Consider the following 22,287-nt stretch of genomic DNA (forward strand, 5'->3'; position numbering starts at 1 on the left):
GTTTCCGTCACCTTGTCCGCCGGGCCGAAGGGTCAGAACACGGTTCCGGCGCCGCTTCGGCGCCGGGGTGGATCAGGGGTGGGGCGGCTCAGGGCGAGTAGACGCCGGGGAGCTTGGGGTACGCGGTCGCCTCCCAGATGTGCTCGACGCCGGTGATGTACCGGGTGAGGCGTTCGAGGCCGATGCCGAAGCCCGCGCTGTCGGGAATCCCGTCGCGGACCATGTCGAGGTACCAGGCGTACTTCGAGGCGTTCTCGCCGGTCTCCCGCATGCGCGTCACGATCCGCGCGTACTCGAACTCGCGCTCGCCGCCGCTGGCGAGCTCTCCGTACCCCTCGGGGGCGAGGAGGTCGAAGTTGCGCAGGACACCGGGCAGTTCGCGGCTCTCGCGGTCGTAGAAGCCGCGCGAGCCCTTGGGGTAGTCGGTGACGAAGAAGGGCCGGGTGGCCTTCCTGGAGATGCGGGCCTCGCTCTCCCAGTCGATCTCGGCGTACGGGTCGCCGCCGACCTCGCTGACGGCGTCGGCGTGCGAGATCCGGTCGAACGGCCGCCGCAGCAGCTCCCCGAAGAGGTCGGTGTCGCGCCCGAGGCGCTCCAGCTCCTCGGGCATCGACTCGACGGCCTCGCGCACCGCGCACACCACGATCTCCTGCGCGACCTTCATGATCTGCTCGCGGGAGTGGCCCGCCGCCTCGACGTCGATCTGGTTGAACTCGGCGAGATGGCGGCTGGTGCCCGCGGTCTCCAGCGGTTCGAGGCGCACGTTGGGCGCGATGCAGAAGATCTTGTCGAACGCGAGCAGCGACGCCTGCTTGTAGAGGATCGCGCTGGTCATGAGCTTGTAGCGGCGGCCGTAGTAGTCGATGTCGACCTGCTTGGCGCCACGGGCCCCGGGGTCGGTCACGGGCCCGATGATGGGCACCCTGATCTCCACGAATCCCTCCGCGTCGAGATGCCTGCGGATCGCCATCAGCATCTTGTGCTGAATTCTCAGCACGTCGCGGGTCGTCGCGGAGGTGAGGTGTTTCTGCGGGGTGTCGGGAAGGCGCTCGGGACGGGGCATCTCGGCTGCTGGGGCCTGCTGCATGTCGGGATCCTCTTTTCTCCGGGAAATCGGTTCTGTTCGTTCCCCAAGGACTTCCGGACGGTTCTCCGAGCCGCCTTTCGACGGCTCTCGTATCTCTTGACGTATCTCTTGAAGGTAATGTCTTCCGCAGGGCGTGGGCGGCAGCTAAGAGCGGCAGCTTCGGGCAGCAACGCGCCTATGCGGAAAGGGTGATGAGGAAAACGATGCGGCCTTGCGGGGGCGGCTCAGGCGTCCTTCAGGCGGGCCGCCTCGCGGGCCAGGTCGCGCAGCGCCGGGTACTGATAGACGAGCTTGGTCGGAATGACCACGCCGAGGCGTCGTTTGAGGTTCGCCACGACGCGCAGCGCCATCAACGAATGGCCGCCCATGGCGAAGAAGTCGTCCGTGGCGAGGACCCGGTCCCTGCCGAGCACCTCCTGCCACGCCTCGGCCACGGTCACCTCGAACTCGCCCTCGGGCAGGGCGCCGTCGCCCGGCCCCTCGTCGGCCGCGGGTGCCGGTTCGGGCAGCGCCGCACGGTCGACCTTGCCGCCCACCCCGTAGGGCAGCTCCGCGAGCGAGGTGAGCGAGGGGACCATGTGGGCGGGCAGCCGCTCCCCGAGCCACGCGCGCAGGCCGGTCAGGTCGAGGGTCGCGCCGGGCCTGGCGACGACGTATCCGGCGAGCGCGGCGCCGGTGGCGTCCTGGCGTACGGCGACCACGCCGGCGCCGACGTCCGGATGGTCCGTCAGCGCCGCCTCGATCTCGCCCGGTTCGACGCGGAAGCCGTTCACCTTCACCTGCTGGTCGGCGCGGCCGAGGTAGTCGAGGCCCCCGTCCGCCCTGCGCCGCACCCGGTCGCCGGTGCGGTACATGCGGCTGCCCGCGGGCCCGAACGGCGAGGCGACGAAACGCTCGGCGGTGAGCGCGGCGCGGCGCCAGTACCCCTGGGCCAGGCCGTCGCCGGTCAGGTACAGCTCGCCCTCGGTGCTCGGCGCGAGCGCGTCGTCGAGGACGTGCGCGCCGACGCCGGGCAGCGGCGCGCCGATGTGGGCGGCGTCCCCGCCGACCCATGCCGCCGTGGCGTCGACGGTGCACTCGGTGGGCCCGTAGAGGTTCACGGCCCGCACGATCCCGCGCCCGGCGAGCTCCGTCAGGTCCGCCCACATCGCGGGCGGCACCGGTTCGCCGCCCAGGAGCAGGCGCAGCGGACGGTCGGGCAGGGTCGCCGCGGCCGCCGTCACCTGGTCGCGCAGCGCGATCCAGTGCGAGGGCGTCGCGTCCAGGTCGGTCACGTCGTGCCGCGTCAAGTGGGCGGCCAGCGCCTCGGGTTCGGCGCGCAGTTCCTCGGCGAGCAGGACGAGGGTGTCGCCTCGGCAGACCCGGACCCACTGCTGTACGGACGCGTCGAAGGAGACGCTGGCGTTCCACGCGACTCGTCCGGGGGTGTCCGGGTAGATCCCGCCGCGCTCCAGCGAACCCATCAGGTGGGCCACGCCGCCCCGGGTCACGGTGACGCCCTTGGGCCGGCCCGTGGAGCCCGATGTGTAGATCACGTACGCGGGCGTGCCCGGGGACACCGTGGCCTCCGGCGTCGGGAAGACCGTCGCGGCGTCGGGCGCGAGCACCCGTACGTCCTCGCTCCAGGTGTGGTCGCCGCCCGGTTCCGCGATCACCACCGAGACGCCCGCGTCCCGCGCCATGTAGTCGAGCCGCTCCCCCGGGTACGCCGGATCGAGCGGCACGTACGCGGCGCCCGCCCGCCAGGCCGCGAGCAGCGCGGCGACCAGCGCGGGCCCGCGCGGCAGGCTGACGCCGACGACGGCTCCGGGGCGGACTCCCGCGCCGGTCAGGGCGGCCGCCAACGAGCGTGCCCGCGCGTCGAGTTGGGCGAACGTGAGCCGCTCACCGGTGGGCGTCGCGACGGCCGTGCGACCGGGGTGCGCGGTGACGGCGGTCCGGAAGCGGGAGAGCGGGTCGGGGGCGCCGCCCCGGTCCCGGTCGGCCGGGACGGTCGCCCCGTCCTGCCCGGCGGGCGCGACCTCGGTCGCGCCGATGGAACTCGCGTGCATCACAGGCTCCTTCGTCTGAACAGGACGTCCGGCGGGTGCGGAGGTGGGGCGGCGGGTCCGCGGAGAGGGAACCCGCGAGGGCTCCACCCGGATATGCGGAGACGGGGTCTTCGGGGCGGCCACCCCTCAGCTCACGACGGCCGCCCGGCCCTCCGCCCCCGACGCGCTCGCCTCTCCCGTGGGCCCCACCGGATTGCAGTCAGCGACCGCCACCGGCTCCCCCATCGCGACGACGATCCTGCGGTCGCCCCGGAAGGGGTCGCGGCCGTGTGCGGCGAGGACGTTGTCGACCAGGAGCAGGTCACCCGGCTGCCAGGTACGCCGGACCGTCGCGCGCTCGTAGGCCGCGTCGAGGACGGCGACCTCTTCGGCGGTCAGCGGGGTCCCGTCGCCGAGGGCCGTGGTGAAGGGCAGTCCGTCGGGGCCGAACTCGCCGACCAGGACGTCGCGGATGTCCGGGTCGAGGGCCCACTCGCTCCAGAAGGCCACGTGGTTGAACCACACCTCGTCGCCGGTGCGCGGATGCCGGATCAGGGCCGCGCGCGACTGCCGCGTCCGCAGGGTGTCGTCCGCGCCCCACTCCCAGCTGATCCGGTTCTCGGTGCAGTAGCGCTCGACGTCCGCGCGGGACTCGGTGGCGAAGGCGGTGCGCCAGTCCAGCGAGATGTGTTCGGCGTAGTTGCGGGTCAGCTCCCATCCATGCGTACGGAAGCGCTCCACCAGCTCGGGCGGCAGCTCGGCGAGGACCCGTCGGACGTCCGCGACGGGCGTGGCGCCGCCTTGTTCCGGGGCGACGAGGCAGCAGAAGAGGAGCAGCCCGGGGAAGGTGAGGGTGTAGCTGTTCTCGTTGTGCATCCGGATGGCCTGCGACGGCGGCAGGTCCGTGGAGGAGAACACGTCGTCGCCGAAGTCGCTGCGCGGGGTGGCCTTCTCCTGGTACTTGGCGCGCGCCGCGAACAAGCTGTCGCGCACCGCCGCGAAGTCCCCGGCGTCCGCGATCGGCAGGCCCCGCACGTAGAGCGCGCCGTACCGGTCGAGCGCCTCGCGCAGTGCGGTGTGGTGGGCGCGCACCCAGGCGTGTGCCTCGTCGAGGGTGGCCACGCCCTCGACCACGGTCGTCGCCGGGGTGCCGGGCTCCTCGGTCCATTGGAGCGTCATCAGAGTTCCTCTCGCGGCGCGAAGTGCTCGGGCAGGGCCTTCCACAGCGGCTTCGTGTAGAAGTGGCCGCCGGGAAGCGCGTCCACACGCAGCTCGCCGCGGGCCACCCGAGCCCACTGTTCGGCGACCGCGGGTTCGATGACCGCGTCGTCCGCGCCGTACAGGACCTGCACGGGCAGGGTGACGGAGGCACCGGGCGCGGGCCGGTAGGAGTCGCGTACGAGGATGTCGGCGCGCATCAGCTCGACCGCCATCTCGCTGAGGTCCGCGTCCTCCACGACGTAGGGGGGAAGCAGGCCGATCTCCTGCATCCAGTCCAGGAGTTGACCGTCGGCGTCCTCGATGCGGGGGAAGCGGTCGCGTTCGGTGACGCCGCGGTCCGGGGCGTTGCAGGAGGAGACGATCAGCCGCTCGGGGGCGTGCCCGCCGCGCGCTTCGAGGCGGGCGGCGACGTCGAAGGCCATCCAGCCGCCCATGCTGTGTCCGAACAGCGTGTACGGGAGTCCGCCCGCGGCCCGCACCACCGACTCCGTGGCGTCCGCGGCGAGTTCGTCCCAGCTGGTGGCGAACTCCTCGGCGAACCGGCCCTCGCGGCCCGGGTAGCAGACCAGGGCGAGTTCGGTGTCATCGGCCAGCAGTCCCGGCCAGTCCCGGTACGGTCCCGTCCCTCCACCGCAGAAGCCGAGGCAGACGATCCTGTGCGCCGCGGCGGGCCTGGGCTCCGGCCGTACGACCGACGCGTCCTGAAGCACCTGGTCGGTCATGGCTAGGAGGCCACCTCGTCCATCTCACGCCGCAGGCCCGCGGGACGCATGTCCGTCCAGGTCTCCTCTATGTGGGCGAGGCACGCGGCGCGGCTGTCCTCGCCGTACGCCGTGCGCCAGCCCGCGGGGACCTCGATCGCGGCGGGCCACAGGGAGTGCTGCTCCTCGTCGTTGACGAGGACCAGATACCGGCCCTCTTCGTTTTCGAAGGGATTCGCCATGGGCTCTGTCCTTCTCTCTCGTGAGGGCCGCGGCCGCTCGGTCGCGTCGAGCGTACAAAGGGGTGCGGGTTCGGTCCGGCAGTTGTCCGGGCAGGTGGCGGGCAGTTTCCGCGACAAAGCCCGCCCGTCGCCGTTCCCGCGTGCCGTGCCGGGGAAACTGCCGGTGGACCTGCCGACCACGCGGATCGCCTGAGACTACGGTTTGTCCGAGGCTTTCCTTTCCCCTGGATCCCGCACCCGGGAATGGTATTTCGGCCGTTGCCGACATCACTGGAAAAGCCCGTTCCGCGAAAGCAAGGCGTGTTCCTGGATTCCGTGAACCCGAGAGGCGAGTGACCGGTGATTCCGCTTTCGTCCGCACAATCACGGCTGTGGTCGCTCCGGCGGTCCGGAGGGCCGGACGGCGCCCACCACCTCTCGCTCGGCGTCCGGTTGCGCGGCCCCCTCGACGCCGGAGCGCTGCGCGAAGCGGTCGGCGACGTGGTCGGCCGGCACGAGGCGCTGCGCACGGTCTACGCGGAGCGAGCGGGGCAGCCGTGCCAGCGGGTGCTCGACGTGGCCGACGCGGTCGTTCCCTGGTCGGTCACCGCGAGCACGCCCGATGCTTTGCGCGCCGATGTGGCCCGTGCCGCAGGACGCGCCTTCGACCTCGCCCAGGGGATCCCGCTGCGCGCCGAACTCTTCGAAGTCGCCCCCGGTGAGCACCTGTTGCTGGTCGTCGTGCACGCCCTAGCGGCCGACGGCTGGTCCGTGCCGCCGCTGGTGCGTGACCTGGCGGCCGCGTACGACGCCCGGTGCCGCGCCACCGCCCCCGACTGGCCGCCGCTGCCGCTCCCGTACGCCGAAAACGTGGCGGGCAAGCACGAGCGGCTGCGCACCCCCGACGAACCGAGCGGGCTCGCGGCGCGGCAACTCACCTACTGGCGGAAAGCGTTGGAGGACCTGCCGAAGGATCCCACGCTGCCGGTCGCCAGGCCGCGCCGCGCCCCCACCGGTCGTCCTCCGCGGTACGACGTGGTGACCGCGGATCTCGAACGGCCCCTGCATGAAGGTGTCCTGGCGTTCGCCGGGGAGCAGCGGACCTCGGTGTGCACGCTGATGCAGGCCGCCGTCGCGGCCCTGCTGAACCGGCTAGGCGCCGGTACGGACATCCCGCTGGGGACCCTCACGCCGGGTCGCCGCGCGCCGGAGGCGAACGGGGCCGATGCGGGTGGCTCCGCGGGGAGCGTGCCCGATCTGGTGGGGCGCTTCGCCGACACCGTCGTGCTGCGCACCGACGTGTCGGGCAACCCCTGTTTCCGGGAGCTGGTGAACCGGGCCCGTACGGCGGGGCAGGAGGCACACGACCACGCCGACCTGCCCTTCGACCAGGTGGTCGCGGGGCTGGCCGCCGACGGGGCACTCCCCGACACCCCTCTCTTCCAGGTGCTGCTGGTGCCGGGCCATAACGCCCCGGGGGTCCGCTTCACCGGTCTCGACGCGGAGGTCTGGGTCGCGGACGGCGTGGTGGACGCGGTCCCGCACGCCGGGCGCGGTGCGGCGCACGACCTCACCGTGGAGTTCGCCGAGCGCCACGACGGTCAGGGGCGGCCCGCCGGAATCCGCGTGCACCTGAAGTACGCGACGGACGTCCTGGACCGTGCGGTGGTGGACCGGCTGGCCGAGCGCCTCATCCGCCTCCTCGACGGGGCGCTCGGCCAACCCGACGTGCCCATCGGCGAGTTGGCCGTCCTCTCGGAGCACGAGCGGCGGACCGTTCTTGAGCGGTGGAACGAGCACCCCGGTCACCGCCCCGACGGTGACACCTGCGTCCACGAGCACGTGGAGCGGCGCGCGGCGGCCACCCCTGACGCGCCCGCCCTCCTCTTCGAGGAGCAGCGGGTGTCGTACGCGGAGCTGGACGCCCGCGCGAACCGGCTCGCCCGGCATCTGGTGGACCGGGGCGTCGTCCGCGGCAGCGTGGTCGCGGTCCATCTGCCGCGCGGGGTCGACCTCGTCGTGGCGGTCCTCGCGACGCTCAAGGCCGGCGGCGTCTACACCATGCTCGACCCCGACTTCCCCGAGGAGCGGGCCACCGGCATCCTGCGCCGCACCGGCGCCTCGTGCGTCATCACCGCGGGGGAACTCGCGGGACGGCTCGGCCAGGAGCACACCGAGATCGACCTGGACCGGGAAGCGGCCGCCGTCGCCGGGCGGTCCTCCGAGGGGCTTGGGCGCGTCGCGGGCCCCGAGGACCCGGCCTGCGTGATGTTCACGTCCGGCTCCACGGGCCTGCCCAAGGGCATCGTCTCGCCGCACCGCTCCGTGGTCGGCACGCTGATCGGGCAGCGGTACGTGGACTTCGGCGCGGACCGGGTCTGGCTGCAGTGCGCCCCGGTCCCCTGGGACGCGTTCGCCCTCGAACTGTTCGGACCGCTGATGTCCGGGGCGGCCTGTGTGCTCCAGCCGGGTCAGCGCCCGGAGGCCGACGCCATCGTCGACCTGGTGGTGCGGCACGGCGTCGACACGATGCACGTCTCCGCGAGCCTGCTGAACCTCCTCGTCGACGAGTACCCGGAGGTCTTCGCCGGGTTGCGCCAGGTGATGACCGGCGGCGAGGCCGCGTCCGTGCCACACGTCATGCGCCTCATCCGTGACTTCCCCCGACTGCGCCTGGTCAACGGCTACTCCCCCGCGGAGAGCATGATCTTCACGGTCACGCACCACATCACCGCGGCCGACGCCGAGCACGGCACCATCCCGGTCGGCGGTGCCGTCCCCGGCAAGCGCCTGTACGTCCTGGACGACCAGTTGCACCCCGTCGCCCCGGGCGTCGTCGGCGAGCTCTACATGGCGGGGATCGGCCTCGCCCACGGTTACACCGGCCAGCCGGGGCTGACCGCCGCCCGGTTCGTGGCCTGCCCCTTCGGCGCCCCCGGCGAGCGCATGTACCGCACCGGTGACCTGGTGCGGTGGCGTACGGAACAAGCCGCGGAGCGTCCCGCGACGGACCCCGACCCGGGTCCCGAGCGGTCCATGACCCCCTCACCCAGGAGGCAGCCGGCATGACGCAAGAAACGGTGACGCGCGCGTCCCGCACCCGTCAGGTGATGCGCTTCTACGCCCTGGTCGACGCGGGCGACGCCCCGGCCATGGCCGCGCTCTTCGCACCGGACGCCGTCTACCGGCGGCCCGGCTACGGCCCGCGGATCGGCCCGGAGGGCCTGCTGCACTTCTACACGCGGGAACGCACGATCCGCGAGGGCGGCCACGTCATCGAACGGGTCGTCGAGAACGGTGACGACGTGGCCGTCTTCGGCGCGTTCCACGGCGTGCTGCACGACGGCAACCCGGTCGACCTGGAGTTCGCCGACTACTTCGGCTTCCGTCACGACGGCCTGTTCGCCCGCCGGGACACCTACTTCTTCGCCCCCCTCGCCTGAAGGAGCTCACCCATGACCTCTGTCACCGAGCCGAGCCGCACCAAGGCCGTGGCCGACCCCGGACACGGCGAGGCGTTCACCGACCACATGATCCTCATGGACTGGTCGGAGGCCGGCGGCTGGACGCGGCCCGAGGTGGCGCCCCTGGCGGACTTCTCAATCCACCCCGGCATGATCGGGCTGCACTACGGCCAGGTCGCGTTCGAGGGGCTCAAGGCCCACCGCCGCACCGACGGGTCCGTGGCCGCCTTCCGCCCCTGGGACCACGCGCGCCGCTTCCAGCGCTCCACCCGGCGCCTCGCCATGCCGGAACTGCCCGAGCAGGCGTTCGTCGACGCCATCGGACTGCTGCTCGGCCTGGATCAGGACAGCCTCTCGGACGATCCGTCCCACAGCATCTATCTGCGTCCGCTGATGTTCGCCACCGACGTCTCGCTGATGCTGCGGCCCTCGCGCACCTACCGTTTCGCGCTGATGGCCTTCGTCGCGGGCGGCTTCTTCGGCGACGACGTGGAGTCGGTCAAGGTCTGGATCAGCCACGACCACGCACGGGCCTTCCCCGGCGGCACCGGCGACGTCAAGATCGCGGGCAACTACGCACCCACCTTCCTGGCACAGCGTCAGGCCGAGGCGGCGGGCTGCCGGCAGGCGATCTGGCTCGACGCCGCAGAGCACCGCTACATCGAGGAGATGGGCGGGATGAACATGTTCCTCGTACGGGGCAGCGGCCCCGGCGCCGAAGTGGTCACTCCCGAACTCACCGGCACGCTCCTGCCCGGCATCACCCGGGACACCGTCCTCAATCTCGCGGAGCGCCTCGGCCACAAGCCGCGCACCGAGCGGATCTCCCTGGACCAGTGGCGCGCCGAGTGCGCGGACGGCACCGTCTCGGAGGTCTTCGCCTGTGGCACGGCGGCGGTGGTCACGCCCGTCGTGGGCGTGTGCGACCCGGTCGGCGGCGACTGGATCATCGGCGACGGCACGGCGGGCCCGGTCTCCCTCGCCCTGCGCCGGTCCCTGGTAGACCTGCACCACGGTGAACTGGCGGACCCGGAGGGCTGGTTGCACGTCTGCCATCCGGCGGGCTGACCCCTACCCGCGTACCGGACCCGGGACGGCTCAGGCCGGCCCCGGTCTCCGCGTGCGCGGCCGGCTCCTCAGCCCAGGAACGACAGCCTGACCTGCCGGTGGGGGTTGTCCCTGTTCGTGTCGACCAGGCACACCGACTGCCAGGTGCCGAGTTCCAGGCTGCCGCCGACCACCGGCAGCGTCGCATGGGGCGGGACCAGGGCCGGCAGGACGTGGTCGCGGCCGTGGCCGGGGCTGCCGTGGCGGTGCTGCCAGCGGTCGTCGGCCGGGAGCAGGGTGTGCAGCGCGGCGAGGAGGTCGTCGTCGCTGCCCGCGCCCGTCTCCAGGACGGCGATGCCCGCGGTGGCGTGCGGGACGAAGACGTTGAGGAGGCCGTCGCGGCCCGCCGCCGCCTCCCGCAGGAAACTCTCGCAGTCCTGGGTGAGGTCGACGACCGTCTCGGCCGAGCCGGTGGCGATGTGCAGGATCCGGGTGGTGAAGGCATCGGACATAGGCCCATCCTCCCCCACGACACCTTCCGAACGGTGATACGCGACGTCCGCCTTTCGAGACGGCATTGACCCTGTGTGCGCGATCTGGCTACGTTCTGCGGCATGTTGCGTTCAGCCTTGCTCACCACGCGCGGTCACATCGACCTGCTGCGGGTGGCCTCCTCCGCGTGTCGTCGCGGCTGCTGACGCCCTCTCACCCGCTCTTCTCCCCTTCGCCCCGCCCGGTCGGCCTGCCGTCGTCCGCCGCTCCCGCGTGATCTCCGTGTGCGCCCTTCGCGTACGTCGGGCACGCGTGTCCGAGCGCGGCTGACGCACGCCGTCCCGGCCGGGCCACCCCTCTCCCCTGCCGTGGAGCACCCATGAGCATCAGCCATGCGCCGCCGCACACCTCGACCGACATTTCCGGAGTATCGAAGAATCCGAAGAACCCGAACCCGGATGACGGGCCCGACTCCGCATCGACACCCCCTGCGGGGCCGACGACCGGCCCCGAACTCGTCCCCCTCGTCCCCGCCTCCAGCCGCCGCACCTACGTCCCCCGCTGGCTGCGCCGCACCTCCGGGCCCGTGCTCCTGCTCGCCCTGTGGCAACTCCTCAGCTCCACGGGTGTGTTGACGGCTGACGTGCTCGCCCCGCCGGTCACCATCGCGCGTCTCGCGGGCGACATGATCGCCGACGGGTCGCTGCCGTCCGCCATGGGCGTCTCGCTCCAGCGCGTCGCCGTCGGGCTGCTGTTCGGCACCGTCGTGGGCACGGCGCTCGCCCTGGTCTCCGGGCTCTTCCGGATCGGCGAGGACCTCGTGGACGCCAGCGTCCAGATGCTGCGGACCGTGCCGTTCGTGGGGCTCATCCCGCTGTTCATCATCTGGTTCGGCATCGGCGAGGCGCCCAAGGTCGCCATCATCACGCTGGGCGTCTCGTTCCCCCTGTACCTCAACGTGTACGCCGGGATCCGGGGCGTGGACTCCCAGTTGATCGAGGCCGGGGAGTCGCTCGGGCTCTCCCGCTGGGGGCTCGTGCGCCACGTCATCCTGCCCGGAGCGCTGCCCGGCGCCATGACCGGGCTGCGCTACTCGCTGGGCATCGCCTGGCTCGCCCTGGTCTTCGCCGAGCAGGTCAACGCCGACGCGGGCATCGGCTTCGTGATGGTCCAGGCCCGCGACTTCCTGCGCACCGACGTGATCGTCGTCTGCCTGATCGTCTACGCCTTCCTCGGCCTGATCGCCGACTTCATCGTCCGCACCCTCGAAAGGCTGCTGCTGCAATGGCGACCGACGTTCACCGGCCGGTGACCACCCCCGAGGACACCTCCGCCGACACCCCCACGGCACCGACCACGACAACCACCCACTCCGCCGTACGCGTCGACGGTCTGACCCGCTCCTTCGACGGGCGTGCCGTGATCGACCGGCTCCAACTCGACGTCAAGCCGGGCGAGTTCGTGGCCCTGCTCGGGCGCAGCGGCTGCGGCAAGTCCACTCTCCTGCGCATCCTCGCCGGGCTCGACCGGGACATCGAGGGCACCGTCCTCGTACCGCGCCGCAAGGCTGTCGCCTTCCAGTCGCCGCGCCTGATGCCGTGGAAGCGGGTGTGGCGCAACGTACTGCTCGGCCTGCCCGGGAAGCCGCGGCGCGAGGTCGCCGAGCAGGCGTTGACCGAGGTCGGTCTCAAGCACCGCACGAACGCCTGGCCCAAGACGCTCTCCGGCGGTGAGGCCCAGCGCGCCTCGCTGGCCCGCGCCCTGGTGCGCGAACCCGATCTGCTGCTGCTCGACGAGCCCTTCGGCGCGCTCGACGCGCTGACCAGGATCAAGGCGCAGCGCCTCGTCGACGAGCTGTGGCAGCGCCGCGGCTGCGCGGTGCTGCTCGTCACGCACGACGTCGAGGAGGCCGTCCTGCTCGCCGACCGGGTGCTCGTCATGGACGAGGGCGTCATCGCGTACGAGAGGGAGATCGATCTCGACCGGCCGCGCGGGATCGCCGACCCCCGGTTCGCGGAGATCCGCGCGGAACTGCTGCGGCGACTCGGCGTGGAGCATCCCGACACCGCCGATGCGCCCGCACCCTCCGCCGCCTGACCGTCCCCGCCCCCCACCTCACCTCCCTCCCCTCTCACGAACGGATCGCACACCACAGCCATGCGACGACGACCACGCCTCGCCCCAGCCGCCCTGCTCCTCCCCCTGGCCCTGCTGCTCGCCGCCTGCTCCGGCACCTCGTCCGCCGACACCTCCTCCGGCGGCGCGGGCGGATCGGTCGACGGGAAGGGTTCGCTCACCCTCAACGTCGGTGACCAGAGGGGAGGTTCGGAAGCGGTGTTGCGCGCGGCCGGCGAGCTCGACGACCTCACGTACAAGATCCGCTGGTCGACCTTCACCTCCGGGCCCCCGCTGCTCGAAGCGATCAACGCCAAGGCCGTCGACATCGGCGCGGTGGGCAACACGCCGCCCATCTTCGCGGCCGGGGCGAAATCGAAGATCTCCGTGATCGCCGCGAGCCACGGCACCGCGAGCGGCGAGGCGATCCTCGTGCCGAACGACTCGCCGCTGAAGCGGACCGGGGACCTCAAGGGCAAGTCGGTCGCGGTGGCGCAGGGTTCCTCGGCGCACTACCAGCTCGTCGCCTCCCTCAAGAAGGCCGGGCTCGACTTCAAGGACATCCAGGTCAAGTACCTGCAGCCCGCCGACGCACTGGCCGCGTTCACCAGCGGCAAGGTCGACGCCTGGGCGGTCTGGGACCCGTACACCTCGCAGATCCTCCAGCCGGGCAAGGGCCGCGTCCTGACCGACGGCGAGGGCGTGGTGAACGGTCTCAGCTTCCAGGTCGCGGCGCCCGGCGCGCTCAAGGACAAGAAGAAGTCCGCGGCGATCGACGACTACCTCGAACGGCTGCACAGGGCCCAGGCCTGGGTCTACAAGCATCCCGAGGCGTGGGCGAAGGTCTGGGCGAAGGACACGGGCCTGCCGTACGAGGTCGCGCTCGCGTCGGTCAAGCGCAGCAACGGCACCCGGGTCCCGGTCGCCGTGGACAAGAACGTGGTCGCCTCCGAACAGAAGATCGCGGACACCTTCACCGATCTGAAACTGATCCCCCGCCGCATCGACTTCGGCGACTTCGTCGACACCCGCTTCAACGGCGAGCTGCCGCCCTCCACCACCCCGCCGCGCACCTACCGCAAGGAGAACTGACGATGACCGTCCACCTGCACTGGTTCCTGCCGACCGGCGGCGACGGCCGTACCCTCGTCGACCGGCACGCCTACACCGACGGCGGCATCACGCGTTCCCGCGTCACTCCGGTCAGCGGGGTGCGGGCGCCCGACATCGAGTACCTGGCGCAGATCGCCAAGGCCGCCGAGCAGTTGGGCTTCGAGGCGGTGCTCACGCCGACCGGGACGTGGTGCGAGGACGCCTGGCTGACGACGGTCGCGCTGGCCCAGCACACCGAGCGGCTCAAGTTCCTCGTCGCGTTCCGCCCCGGCGTCATCTCCCCGGTGCTCGCCGCGCAGATGGCGGCGACGTACCAGCGCATCACGCGCGGCCGGCTGCTCCTGAACGTGGTCACCGGCGGCGACTCGACCGAACAGCGGCGCTTCGGCGACCACTTGGACCACGACCGCCGCTACGCCCGCACCGACGAGTTCCTCTCGGTCGTGCGCGGGGTGTGGAGCGGCAAGCCGTACGACTTCGGCGGCGAGCACTACCGGATCGACGGCGGGCTGACCGCGCTGCCGCCCGACCCGCTGCCCGAGATCTTCTTCGGCGGTTCCTCGGCGGCCGCGGGGCCCGTCGCCGCGCGGCACAGCGATGTCTATCTGACCTGGGGCGAACCGCCCGAGCAGGTCAAGCAGAAGATCGACTGGATCCGCGGGCTCGCCGAGCGCGAGGGGCGCACGGTCCGCTTCGGCATCCGGCTGCACACCATCTCGCGCGATTCGTCGGCCGAGGCGTGGGCGACGGCCGACCGGCTGCTCGCCGACCTCGACCCGGACACCGTCGCCGCGGCCCAGGAGGCCCTCGGCCGCAGCGAGTCGGTGGGTCAGCAGCGGATGCTGGCGCTGCACGGCGGCTCGCGGGACGAGCTGGAGATCTCCCCCAACCTGTGGGCGGGCGTGGGCCTGGTGCGCGGCGGCGCGGGCACGGCGCTCGTCGGCAGCCACGCGGACGTCGCCGACCGCATCGAGGAGTATCACGCCCTGGGCGTCGAGCACTTCGTGCTGTCCGGCTATCCGCATCTGGAGGAGGCGTACTGGTTCGGCGAGGGCGTGATCCCCGATCTCGCGCACCGCGGTCTGCTGCCGCGCATTCCCGCCTCGCCCCTGGGCGGGGTGCCCGCGGCGAACGGCCGTCCCGCGTCCGCCCCCGGCGGCGCGCCACTGCTGGTGGCCGGCGGCCGCTGAGCCCTTCGGCCCCGGGCGGGTTCCGTCCGTCCGGGGTCCGGTCGATATTCCCCATGTGCCGCCATGCGGGAACAGCATGGCGAATACACCGTGATGAGCGGAAACGCCGTATACAAATACGAACTCGGTCATCACAAAGCGTAAGTTGTGACCCAGCTCACACCAACAGCTGTAAAAGATCTTGATTGCGCATATCCACATCCCTGTTTCCCTGTGACACGATGCCAATGCGTTGGCACTGACCGCCCCTCTCGGGTGGTAGCAGTACGGCAAGTGGCTTTTCTAAAGTTTTTGGCTAGCCGTAATTCGGGGGAAACAAGAATGCCCGCAATGATTGTCATAGGTTACCGGGACGACCTCGACCGGGCGCTACGGAACAGGGGATTGAGCCCCTTCTATATCGCGCAGCGGCCCGCGCTCCCGCCCCAGGGCATTGATTTCACCGTCGTCTCCGACATCGAAAACGCCCATGAGATTCTGCGCGCGGTTCTCGCGGCGCGCATCGACGATGTCGCGGGGGTCCTCAGCTGCCATGAAATGGGCGTCTTCGGGGCCGCCTATCTGCGACAACAGCTCGGTCTCCCCGGAAACACGGATTCACGCAAAGTGCTCGATTTCCGGGACAAGTACCTCCAGAAGAACGGTCTGCCGTCCCGTGTCAGGCGGGCGCGCTGCCGGTACGTACCGAGCGGCACCTCGTTCGAAGAGCTCGCGACCGAGCTCGGCGATCCCTTTGTCATCAAGCCGGCGAACGGAGGCGGTTCCCTTCGTACGAAGATCGTGCGCTCCCCTGCTGATTATGAACTGGCCCTGAACCCGTTCCCCGACCGCTCGGACGTCGCGGTCGTCGCCGAGTCCTTCCACGACGCCCCGGAGATCTACATCGACGGCGTCTGGGGCGACGGCGGCCTGCGCTGGTGGACCCTGGTGGGCTATCACGCCTCACCCCTCAGCGCCGCACAGGGCGGCGTCATGGCCGCGTACGTCATGGACAGGCGGCTGCACACGGAGCTGTACGAGCAGGCCGAGGCCCTCGCCACCGACGCCCTGTCCAGCCTTGAGACGCCCGACTGCGTCTTCCACCTCGAAATGTTCGAGGACGCCGACGGGCTGACGTTCGGCGAGTGCGCGCTACGCCTCCCCGGCGGCCTTTCCCCGCGCTGCGACGAACTGACCTACGGTGTCAACCTGTTCGACGTCGAGATCAGTCTGGCGCTCGGCGAAGGGGTCCCGCGGATCGAGTCCGTGGAGAATCCGGAACGTTTCCACGCGCACATTCTGCTGCGCCCCTCGGCCAATGGCACGGTGACGCAGGCCGATTACGAGCGCACCTTCGAGCTCGACGAGATCTCCTATCCCTCGGCACCTGGTGCGCGCGTGGGTCCCTACGGGATGGTCGGCTATGCGATCGTCTCCGACGCGGACGAACCGACGCTTCAGAAGAAGATCGAGGAAATCGTGAGATTCAACGAGGCCAGCTGAGAAGGTCGGCCTCTGACGGAGCTCCGACACCGGACCGTTCCGATGCGTCGGGCGCCTCGCCGGTCCCCGTCGTCCCTATCACGCGTTCTTCGGAAACCGAGCCGTGCCCGGCCCGCTTCGCATTTCGCCGCGCCCCGGAATCGCGTGCCTCGTCCCCGTCACGTCGCCGATCCAGATATCCCGGCTCCGCCCGGCGCTTCGCCCGGACAGCGAGCCCTTGAGCATGTCCACGGCATTCGGCTGACGCCACATCCATCCCTCCTTCACTTTCTCCGCTCCTCCTTTTCCGCTTTCTGCCTCTCTGACTTCCTGTCTCTGCTGTCTCCCTCTCATTGGATTCACTCTCTCCATTCCTTTCGATCGGAGGTCTTCGCCCCATGCCGGATCACCGTTCTCCTTCCACGCTTCCGCATCTGCTAGAGAGCGCGGCCCGTGACACCTCACGAGGCATCACTTTCATCGGCGGTCCCTTCCTGACCTACGCCGAACTGCGGGAGTGCGCACAGCGGATCGCTCAAGGGCTGCACGACCACGGCACCTCACCCGGCGACCGCGTCCTGATCGTCGCCGACGAGCCCGAGACCTTCTTCCGCGCCTTCTGGGGATGCCTCCTCGCCGGCGTCGTCCCGTGCCCCGTCGCACCGCCCGCCGACCCGGCCCGCTGGCAGGCCCAACTGGCGCATCTGCGCGGCCTGTTGAGCGACCCGCTGGTGCTCGTGTCCAAGGCGTCCCACGCCGACCTGCCCGACGTCGAGCTCCGTACGGCGACCGTGGAGGAGCTGAGCCACGCCGCGCCCGCGCCCGTCCGTACCACCGCGGCAGCCCCCGACGATCTCGCCCTGCTGATGCTCACCTCCGGCTCCACCGGATCGAGCAAGGCGGTCAGGCTCACCCACGCCAATCTGCTCGCGGCGCAGGCCGGAAAGGCCGGTGCGCTCGAACTGGGGCCCGCCGACACGATATTGAACTGGATATCGACCGACCACATCGCCGCGATCGAGGCACACCTGCTGCCGATGCTCAACGGCGCCGACCAGGTCATGACGGTCCCCTCGACCGTGCTCGCCGACCCCGTGGAGTTCCTCAGGCTGCTCACGGCACACCGCGTCAGGGTGACGTTCACCCCCAACTTCCTGTTCGGGCAGATCAATCAGGCACTCGCGCAGCGGCCGCCCGAGCGGCGGGAAGTGGACCTTTCCGAGGTGCGGCACGTCATTTCCGGCGGTGAGGCCACGGTGACCGCGACCGTGCGGGAATTCCTGGCCGGCCTCGCCCCGTACGGGCTGCGCGACGACGTCGTCGTCCCCGCCTTCGGAATGACCGAGACCTGCGCGGGCAGCGTCTTCAACCGCGACTTCGCCGACCGCGACCAGGACACCGAATTCCCGCCGCTTGGCCGCCCGGTCCAGGGCCTGCGCATCCGCATCGCCGACGACGGCGGCACCGTCCTCGCCTCCACCGACCGGCCGGGAGTCACCGAACCGGGCGAGGTGCAGCTGCGCGGCACGATGGTCACCGCCGGGTACTTCGCCGACGAGCGGGCCACCACCCAGGCGTTCACCGCCGACGGCTGGTTCCGCACCGGCGACCTGGGACAGCTCGACGCCGACGGACGGCTGATGCTGGTGGGCCGCACCAAGGACTCCATCATCGTCAACGGCGTCAACTACTACAGCCATGACCTGGAGACCGTTCTCGACGAGCTGGGAGAGGTGCGGCGCGGACAGGTCGCGGCCTTCCCGATCCGGCCCGACGGCGCCGACTCCGAGCAGCTCGCCATCGCCTTCGTCCCCGAGGGGGACCTCGCCGACGACACGGCCGTGTACCAGGCGATCGTGGCCATCCGCAGCTCCACGGTCATGCACTGGGGCTTCCGGCCCCAGCTCATCCTGCCGGTCGCCGTCTCCGACATCCCCCGCGGCAACCTCGGCAAGGTCCAGCGCTCCCGGCTGCGCACCGCCGTGGAGAGCGGCGCACTCGACGGGGCGGCCCGCCGCGCGGACGAGGTGAGCACCCGGTTCCTGGGCGGTTACGTGGCCTCGGAGGGCACGACGGAGACCGCGCTCGCCGCCATCTACGCCCGCGCGCTCGGCATCGCGAAGGTCCCGGCGACCGCCAGCTTCTTCGACCTCGGCGGCACCTCCCTCGACGTGCTGCGGCTCAAGCTGGAGATCCAGAACGAGTTCGGCATCACCGACGTACCCATGTCGACCCTGCTCCAGGCGCCGTCCGTCAGGGCGCTGGCCGGGCGGCTCACCGGCGGTCAGGGCACCGGCGGGGACTCCGCGTACGATCCGCTGGTGCCGCTCCAGGTCACCGGGGACGGCACGCCGTTGTTCTGCGTCCACCCCGGCCTCGGCGAAGTCCTCGTGTTCATCAACCTCGCCAAGTACTTCACCGGGGAGCGGCCCTTCTACGCGCTGCGGGCCCGCGGGTTCGGTGAGGGCGAGACCCACTTCGGCTCCTTCGACGAGATGGTCGCCACCTATGTGGCGGCGATCCGCCGCGCGCAGCCGAGCGGTCCCTACGCCGTCGCCGGGTACTCCTACGGGGGCGCGGTCGCCTTCGAGATCGCCAAGCGGCTGGAGGCCGAAGGGGACGAGGTCAAGTTCGTCGGCGTCTTCAACCTGCCGCCGAGCATCTCGGGCCGCATGAACGAGATCACGTTCACAGACGGCGCGATCAACCTCGCGCTGTTCCTCGAACTGATCGACGCGGCCGACATCCCGGACCTCACCGCCCGGCTGCGCCCGCTGCCCGAGGCCGACCAGCTGGCCCGGCTGATCGACGGGGCACCGAAGCGGCGCCTCACCGAACTGGACCTGACCGTCGAGCGGTTCACCGCCTGGGTGCAGCTGGCGCAGAGCATGGTGCACCTCGGCCGCGACTACGAGCCCTCGGGGTCCGTCGGACAGGCCCACGTCTTCTACTGCACCCCGCTCAAGGGCACCAAGCAGGAGTGGCTGGACGGCCAGCTGCGCCACTGGGACGACTTCACCCGCCGCCCCACCACGTTCATCGAGGTCGACGGGGAGCACTACACCCTGATGAGCCCTCAGCACGTGCAGACCTTCCAGACCACACTGCGCCGCGAACTGGCCCGTGCGCTCGGCTAAGGACGGACAAGTCATGCAAGGCAAGAAGATTCTGGTGACCGGCGGGACCGGGCAGGTCGCGCGGCCCGTCGCCGAGGCCCTCGCGGCGGACAACGAGGTGTGGTGCCTGGGCAGGTTCGGCGACCTGGCCGCGCGCAAGGCCCTGGAGGAGCGCGGCGCCCACACGTTCACCTGGGACATGGCCGCGGGCGAACCGGCGGACCTGCCGGACGACTTCACCCATGTGCTGCACTCCGCGGTGCACCGGGGCGACGGCAAGGACTTCGACGAGACGGCACGCGTCAACGCCGCGGGCACCGCCCAGCTGATGACGCACTGCTCGACCGCGGAGGCGTTCCTCTACGTGTCGTCGGGAGTGGTCTACAACCGGGCCGACCGCACCCACCGTTACCGCGAGAGCGACCCGCTGGGCGGTGCCGCGCCCTGGCTGCCGACGTATCCGATCGCGAAGCTGTCCGCGGAGGGCGTGGTGCGCGGCCTGAGCGAGGCGCTCGCGCTGCCGTCCGTGATCGCCCGGCTCAACATCGCCTACGGCGTGCACGGCCACGGCGGCGTACCGATGATCCTGTTCAACCAGTTGCGGGCGGGCCGCGCCTGCGCGGTGCCGCGCGAGGGGCAGAACTACTGCAACCTCCTGCACGTCGACGATCTCGTGCGCCAGGTGCCGCTGCTGTGGGAGGCGGCGCGGACGCCCGCGCGCGTGCTCAACTGGGGCGGTGACGAACAGGTCGGCATGACCGACCTTCTCCAGTACATGTCCGACCTCACGGGCGTGCCCGTCCTGCTGGACCGCGGCGACCTCAGCCGGGAGACGGCGGTCTTCGACCACGAGGCCCGCCGCGCGCTGATCGGCGACTGCACGGTCGACTGGCGGGCCGGAATCGCCCGCACCATGGCCGAGTTGTTCGAGGAGTACCGCGACCGCATCCAGGAGTACGTCACCGCGCACGGCATCGGGGCGTCCGCAGGCCCGTCCTTCGGCGATCGGGGTTAGGGATCAGCATGCGCAGGCCCATCGACATCGACGCGCTCCAGCAGGTGCTGTGTGCCGCTCTCGGCTCCGCCGCACCGGTGTGCACACCGGCCCAACTCGGCCTCGACACGGGCCCGTTCGCGGCGCTGGGCGCCGCGGTGGCCGATCGTCCCACCCTCGTCGGCGGCGCGGCACCGTACGCCCCGACGAGCCCCGCCCCCACGCCGGAGGCCCTCGACGCGCTGACCGAGCGCGCGCGCTCCCTCGGCGTGGACCAACTCCTCGTACCCCACGTGCGGCGCACCGACGACCCCGGTGCGCTGCGGGCGGCGGGGTTCGTCCCCGTCGCCGCCGGCAGCGAATGCGTCGTACGGCTGACCGAGGACGTGGACGATCTGCTGCGCGGCCGGGTCGGGGCCGACCGGCTCCGCGCACTGCGTGAGCAGCACAAGACGGTGTCCCAGGACGTCACTTGGGAGCGCGTCAGGCTGAGCGAACTGGGCGCGCACGGCTGGGCCAGGGACGCCTTCGAGGCGCTCCACGGGCGGGCCGCCGAGCGGCGAGGAAGCGGGCGGCGGCTGCATGACGCCGAGGCCCTCGACGCGCTCGCGCAGGCCGCGCCGGCCGACCGCACCGAACTGCTCGTGCGGCGCCGCAAGGAGGTCGCGGACGCCAAGGAGGCGGTCGTCCAGGTCGCGCTCCTGGTCGAGTCGCACACCGGGCGCGGGATCTACCACCTCGCGGGGGCCGTCGCGGACGACGCCCCCGTCGCACGCGACCACCTCGAAGAGGCGACCCTGTACCGGCTCTTCCTCGACGCGCGGCGGGCAGGACTGGAGTGGGTCCACCTCGGCCCCGGGGACCCCGAGCGCGAACGGGGCCTGGGCGCCGACCTGTTCATCCCCCTCGACCACTGGCTGCGCGCCCCGGACCTGCCGCCCACCACCGACGGGGAGGCCGGGACCGCCCTGTCACGGTTCGCGACCGAGCCCGTCGCCACGGTCCCCGTCCCCGGCCCCGCCCGGTTCCGCCGCCAGCCGCGCTTCGACACGATCGACCTGTCGAGCAACACCAATCCGTTCCTCGGCGCCGACGCCGTCTACCCGCACCTCGACACCACGGAACTCGCCAGCACGTACCTGACGACGATCGCGAAGCTGCCGGGCCACCAGGGTGTCGACGCGCTGAGCCCCGAGCACGTGCTGTTCTCCAGCGGGTCGGTCGACGGCGCCATGCTGCTGCTAGCGGCGCTTGCGTCGCCCGGCGAGACCGTCTGCGTCACGCCGCCCACGTTCCCGCTCTACGCCCATTTCGCGCGTGTCCTGCGGCTGCCCGTCGTCGACAGCCCGTTGCGCGGCGACGACCTGTCCGAACTCGACACCGAGGAGATCCTGGCCACCGACCCCCGGGTGACGTTCCTGTGCGACCCGAACAACCCGGTCGGTACCAGGCTCGACCGGGCACAGGTGCTCGACCTGGTGACGCGCACGCGCGGCATCGTGGTGATCGACGAGGCCTACGCCGAGTTCAGCGACACCCCTTCGTACGCGGGTCTGGTCGCGGAACACGACAACCTCATCGTGCTCAGGACCCTCTCCAAGGCCTGGGGCCTCGCGGGCGCGCGCTGCGGGATCGCGCTGGCACAGCCCGGTCTCGTCGACGCGCTGCGACGGGTGCAGGTGCCCTTCGGGTTCACCGACGCGTCCCAGCGCGCGGCGCGCCACCGGCTGACCAACTCCCACGAGGCGCTCGACAGCGTCCGGCGCATCCGCGCCGAGCGCGCCCGGCTGGCCGCCGCGCTCGCCGAGCACCCCTCGGTCGAGCGGGTGTTCCCCTCGGAGACCAACTTCCTGCTGGTCCGCCTGCACAAGCACGAACAGGTGATGGAGCGGTTCGGCGCGGCGGGGATCGTCGTCGCCGACACCGGCTTCGTCATCCCCCACACCTGCCGCATCTCGATCGGCGACCGCCGCGCGAACGACACGCTGCTCGCCGCGCTCTCCTCCGCGGTGTGAGCGCCACGACCGAAAGGACC

Annotated in this window: 18 protein-coding genes; 12 read left to right on the plus strand and 6 right to left on the minus strand. The window is 71.3% G+C overall.

Features of this window, described 5'->3' with window-relative positions:
• Window positions 1-88: 88 nt before the first annotated feature.
• The 5 genes from ACIO9J_RS02060 to ACIO9J_RS02080 form a co-directional block, all read right to left on the minus strand.
• Complete coding sequence (locus tag ACIO9J_RS02060) at window positions 89-1,087, minus strand: asparagine synthetase A (protein WP_401991032.1); 999 nt, start codon at window positions 1,085-1,087, stop codon at window positions 89-91.
• A 224-nt stretch (window positions 1,088-1,311) separates the two neighbouring features.
• Window positions 1,312-3,138, minus strand: a complete 1,827-nt coding sequence (locus ACIO9J_RS02065; RefSeq protein ID WP_401991035.1) for a non-ribosomal peptide synthetase — start codon at window positions 3,136-3,138, stop codon at window positions 1,312-1,314.
• A gap of 126 nt (window positions 3,139-3,264) precedes the next feature.
• Entirely contained in the window at window positions 3,265-4,296 is a 1,032-nt protein-coding gene (locus tag ACIO9J_RS02070; RefSeq protein WP_401991038.1) for a TauD/TfdA family dioxygenase, read from the minus strand.
• On the minus strand, window positions 4,296-5,060 hold the full coding sequence (locus ACIO9J_RS02075) for a thioesterase II family protein (RefSeq protein WP_401991041.1): 765 nt from the start codon (window positions 5,058-5,060) through the stop codon (window positions 4,296-4,298). The genes ACIO9J_RS02070 and ACIO9J_RS02075 overlap by 1 nt, the downstream gene beginning before the upstream one ends.
• 2 nt (window positions 5,061-5,062) lie before the next feature.
• Window positions 5,063-5,281, minus strand: coding sequence for an MbtH family protein (locus ACIO9J_RS02080; protein ID WP_401991044.1), 219 nt, complete (start codon window positions 5,279-5,281; stop codon window positions 5,063-5,065).
• Window positions 5,282-5,620: 339 nt separating this feature from the next.
• On the opposite strand from ACIO9J_RS02080, the gene ACIO9J_RS02085 reads away from it, so the two are divergent.
• Genes ACIO9J_RS02085 through ACIO9J_RS02095 form a run of 3 tightly spaced genes read left to right on the plus strand, consistent with a single transcriptional unit; the run spans window position 5,621 to window position 9,792 of the window.
• Window positions 5,621-8,329: an amino acid adenylation domain-containing protein gene (locus tag ACIO9J_RS02085; RefSeq protein WP_401991047.1), complete on the plus strand. Its 2,709-nt coding sequence runs from the start codon at window positions 5,621-5,623 to the stop codon at window positions 8,327-8,329.
• Window positions 8,326-8,703 carry a nuclear transport factor 2 family protein gene (locus tag ACIO9J_RS02090; protein WP_401991050.1) on the plus strand — a complete coding sequence of 126 codons (378 nt, stop codon included), beginning with the start codon at window positions 8,326-8,328 and terminating at the stop codon, window positions 8,701-8,703. The genes ACIO9J_RS02085 and ACIO9J_RS02090 overlap by 4 nt, the downstream gene beginning before the upstream one ends.
• A 12-nt stretch (window positions 8,704-8,715) precedes the next feature.
• Window positions 8,716-9,792 (plus strand): branched-chain amino acid aminotransferase, encoded by a 1,077-nt coding sequence (locus tag ACIO9J_RS02095; protein ID WP_401991052.1) that lies wholly within the window; start codon window positions 8,716-8,718, stop codon window positions 9,790-9,792.
• Window positions 9,793-9,860: 68 nt separating this feature from the next.
• Here ACIO9J_RS02095 and ACIO9J_RS02100 read toward each other — a convergent pair whose 3' ends face one another.
• The gene (locus tag ACIO9J_RS02100; RefSeq protein ID WP_401991054.1) at window positions 9,861-10,283 is read right to left on the minus strand and encodes a secondary thiamine-phosphate synthase enzyme YjbQ; all 423 of its coding nucleotides are present in this window, start codon (window positions 10,281-10,283) and stop codon (window positions 9,861-9,863) included.
• A gap of 102 nt (window positions 10,284-10,385) precedes the next feature.
• Between ACIO9J_RS02100 and ACIO9J_RS02105 the strand changes: the two genes are divergently transcribed.
• From ACIO9J_RS02105 to ACIO9J_RS02145, 9 genes are all read left to right on the plus strand, one after another.
• A complete protein-coding gene (locus ACIO9J_RS02105) occupies window positions 10,386-10,469 on the plus strand; it encodes a putative leader peptide (RefSeq protein ID WP_355809829.1) in 84 nt (27 codons plus the stop codon).
• A gap of 173 nt (window positions 10,470-10,642) precedes the next feature.
• Window positions 10,643-11,575, plus strand: a complete 933-nt coding sequence (locus ACIO9J_RS02110) for an ABC transporter permease (RefSeq protein WP_401991057.1) — start codon at window positions 10,643-10,645, stop codon at window positions 11,573-11,575.
• Window positions 11,548-12,360, plus strand: a complete 813-nt coding sequence (locus tag ACIO9J_RS02115) for an ABC transporter ATP-binding protein (RefSeq protein WP_401991060.1) — start codon at window positions 11,548-11,550, stop codon at window positions 12,358-12,360. Before ACIO9J_RS02110 ends, ACIO9J_RS02115 begins: the two co-directional genes overlap by 28 nt.
• A gap of 60 nt (window positions 12,361-12,420) precedes the next feature.
• Window positions 12,421-13,470, plus strand: coding sequence for an ABC transporter substrate-binding protein (locus tag ACIO9J_RS02120; protein WP_401991063.1), 1,050 nt, complete (start codon window positions 12,421-12,423; stop codon window positions 13,468-13,470).
• Window positions 13,471-13,472: 2 nt separating this feature from the next.
• Window positions 13,473-14,681: an LLM class flavin-dependent oxidoreductase gene (locus tag ACIO9J_RS02125; RefSeq protein WP_401991066.1), complete on the plus strand. Its 1,209-nt coding sequence runs from the start codon at window positions 13,473-13,475 to the stop codon at window positions 14,679-14,681.
• A gap of 321 nt (window positions 14,682-15,002) precedes the next feature.
• Window positions 15,003-16,163 carry an acetyl-CoA carboxylase biotin carboxylase subunit family protein gene (locus ACIO9J_RS02130; protein WP_401991069.1) on the plus strand — a complete coding sequence of 387 codons (1,161 nt, stop codon included), beginning with the start codon at window positions 15,003-15,005 and terminating at the stop codon, window positions 16,161-16,163.
• A 377-nt stretch (window positions 16,164-16,540) separates the two neighbouring features.
• A complete protein-coding gene (locus tag ACIO9J_RS02135) occupies window positions 16,541-19,279 on the plus strand; it encodes an alpha/beta fold hydrolase (protein WP_401991072.1) in 2,739 nt (912 codons plus the stop codon).
• A gap of 13 nt (window positions 19,280-19,292) precedes the next feature.
• The gene (locus ACIO9J_RS02140; protein ID WP_401991074.1) at window positions 19,293-20,273 is read left to right on the plus strand and encodes an NAD-dependent epimerase/dehydratase family protein; all 981 of its coding nucleotides are present in this window, start codon (window positions 19,293-19,295) and stop codon (window positions 20,271-20,273) included.
• Between the two features lie 8 nt (window positions 20,274-20,281).
• Window positions 20,282-22,267, plus strand: a complete 1,986-nt coding sequence (locus ACIO9J_RS02145; RefSeq protein WP_401991077.1) for an aminotransferase class I/II-fold pyridoxal phosphate-dependent enzyme — start codon at window positions 20,282-20,284, stop codon at window positions 22,265-22,267.
• The last annotated feature ends 20 nt before the right edge of the window (window positions 22,268-22,287 follow it).

Source organism: Streptomyces sp. NPDC087300 (genome assembly GCF_044744425.1).
GTDB lineage: Bacteria > Actinomycetota > Actinomycetes > Streptomycetales > Streptomycetaceae > Streptomyces.

Bases quoted from the DNA above. Each gene is read 5' to 3' on its own strand.
- ACIO9J_RS02060 (WP_401991032.1), bottom strand. From the start codon at position 1,087: ATGCAGCAGGCCCCAGCAGCCGAGATGCCCCGTCCCGAGCGCCTTCCC.
- ACIO9J_RS02065 (WP_401991035.1), bottom strand. From the start codon at position 3,138: ATGCACGCGAGTTCCATCGGCGCGACCGAGGTCGCGCCCGCCGGGCAG.
- ACIO9J_RS02070 (WP_401991038.1), bottom strand. From the start codon at position 4,296: ATGACGCTCCAATGGACCGAGGAGCCCGGCACCCCGGCGACGACCGTG.
- ACIO9J_RS02075 (WP_401991041.1), bottom strand. From the start codon at position 5,060: ATGACCGACCAGGTGCTTCAGGACGCGTCGGTCGTACGGCCGGAGCCC.
- ACIO9J_RS02080 (WP_401991044.1), bottom strand. From the start codon at position 5,281: ATGGCGAATCCCTTCGAAAACGAAGAGGGCCGGTATCTGGTCCTCGTC.
- ACIO9J_RS02090 (WP_401991050.1), top strand. From the start codon at position 8,326: ATGACGCAAGAAACGGTGACGCGCGCGTCCCGCACCCGTCAGGTGATG.
- ACIO9J_RS02095 (WP_401991052.1), top strand. From the start codon at position 8,716: ATGACCTCTGTCACCGAGCCGAGCCGCACCAAGGCCGTGGCCGACCCC.
- ACIO9J_RS02100 (WP_401991054.1), bottom strand. From the start codon at position 10,283: ATGTCCGATGCCTTCACCACCCGGATCCTGCACATCGCCACCGGCTCG.
- ACIO9J_RS02105 (WP_355809829.1), top strand. From the start codon at position 10,386: ATGTTGCGTTCAGCCTTGCTCACCACGCGCGGTCACATCGACCTGCTG.
- ACIO9J_RS02110 (WP_401991057.1), top strand. From the start codon at position 10,643: ATGAGCATCAGCCATGCGCCGCCGCACACCTCGACCGACATTTCCGGA.
- ACIO9J_RS02115 (WP_401991060.1), top strand. From the start codon at position 11,548: ATGGCGACCGACGTTCACCGGCCGGTGACCACCCCCGAGGACACCTCC.
- ACIO9J_RS02120 (WP_401991063.1), top strand. From the start codon at position 12,421: ATGCGACGACGACCACGCCTCGCCCCAGCCGCCCTGCTCCTCCCCCTG.
- ACIO9J_RS02125 (WP_401991066.1), top strand. From the start codon at position 13,473: ATGACCGTCCACCTGCACTGGTTCCTGCCGACCGGCGGCGACGGCCGT.
- ACIO9J_RS02130 (WP_401991069.1), top strand. From the start codon at position 15,003: ATGCCCGCAATGATTGTCATAGGTTACCGGGACGACCTCGACCGGGCG.
- ACIO9J_RS02135 (WP_401991072.1), top strand. From the start codon at position 16,541: ATGCCGGATCACCGTTCTCCTTCCACGCTTCCGCATCTGCTAGAGAGC.
- ACIO9J_RS02140 (WP_401991074.1), top strand. From the start codon at position 19,293: ATGCAAGGCAAGAAGATTCTGGTGACCGGCGGGACCGGGCAGGTCGCG.
- ACIO9J_RS02145 (WP_401991077.1), top strand. From the start codon at position 20,282: ATGCGCAGGCCCATCGACATCGACGCGCTCCAGCAGGTGCTGTGTGCC.